The sequence below is a fragment of the Streptomyces sp. S.PB5 genome (genome assembly GCF_030403745.1).
Lineage (GTDB): Bacteria > Actinomycetota > Actinomycetes > Streptomycetales > Streptomycetaceae > Streptomyces.
The window spans coordinates 1-1,431 of record NZ_JAQMWP010000058.1; the positions used below are offsets into that span (position 1 = coordinate 1).

Genomic DNA, 1,431 nt, shown 5'->3' on the forward strand with positions numbered 1-1,431 from the left:
TGAGACCTGATGCCGAGCCGATTGTGGTGAAGTGGATGATCCTATGCTGTCGAGAAAAGCCTCTAGCGAGTTTCATGGCGGCCCGTACCCTAAACCGACTCAGGTGGTCAGGTAGAGAATACCGAGGCGTTCGGGTGAACTATGGTTAAGGAACTCGGCAAAATGCCCCCGTAACTTCGGGAGAAGGGGGGCCATTCCTGGTGAGAGGACGTGCTCCTCGAGCTGGGGGTGGCCGCAGAGACCAGCGAGAAGCGACTGTTTACTAAAAACACAGGTCCGTGCGAAGCCGTAAGGCGATGTATACGGACTGACGCCTGCCCGGTGCTGGAACGTTAAGGGGACCGGTTAGTCAGGATTCGTCTTGGCGAAGCTGAGAACTTAAGCGCCAGTAAACGGCGGTGGTAACTATAACCATCCTAAGGTAGCGAAATTCCTTGTCGGGTAAGTTCCGACCTGCACGAATGGCGTAACGACTTCTCGACTGTCTCAACCATAGGCCCGGTGAAATTGCACTACGAGTAAAGATGCTCGTTTCGCGCAGCAGGACGGAAAGACCCCGGGACCTTTACTACAGTTTGATATTGGTGTTCGGTTCGGCTTGTGTAGGATAGCTGGGAGACTTTGAAGCGGCCACGCCAGTGGTTGTGGAGTCGTCGTTGAAATACCAGTCTGGTCGTGCTGGATGTCTAACCTGGGTCCGTGATCCGGATCAGGGACAGTGTCTGATGGGTAGTTTAACTGGGGCGGTTGCCTCCTAAAGAGTAACGGAGGCGCCCAAAGGTTCCCTCAGCCTGGTTGGCAATCAGGTGTTGAGTGTAAGTGCACAAGGGAGCTTGACTGTGAGACCGACGGGTCGAGCAGGGACGAAAGTCGGGACTAGTGATCCGGCGGTGGCTTGTGGAAGCGCCGTCGCTCAACGGATAAAAGGTACCCCGGGGATAACAGGCTGATCTTCCCCAAGAGTCCATATCGACGGGATGGTTTGGCACCTCGATGTCGGCTCGTCGCATCCTGGGGCTGGAGTCGGTCCCAAGGGTTGGGCTGTTCGCCCATTAAAGCGGTACGCGAGCTGGGTTTAGAACGTCGTGAGACAGTTCGGTCCCTATCCGCTGCGCGCGTAGGAATATTGAGAAGGGCTGTCCCTAGTACGAGAGGACCGGGACGGACGAACCTCTGGTGTGCCAGTTGTTCTGCCAAGGGCATGGCTGGTTGGCTACGTTCGGGAGGGATAACCGCTGAAAGCATCTAAGCGGGAAGCCTGCTTCGAGATGAGTATTCCCACCCACTTGATGGGGTAAGGCTCCCAGTAGACGACTGGGTTGATAGGCCGGATCTGGAAGCCCAGTAATGGGTGGAGGTGACCGGTACTAATAGGCCGAGGGCTTGTCCTCAGTTGCTCGCGTCCACTGTGTTGGTTCTGAAACCACGAAC

At 56.0% G+C, this 1,431-nt stretch carries 1 rRNA gene; it reads left to right on the forward strand.

The features are described from left to right. Positions 1 to 1,391 (forward strand): 23S ribosomal RNA (locus PH203_RS49535); the annotation flags it as partial. Positions 1,392 to 1,431: the final 40 nt, after the last annotated feature.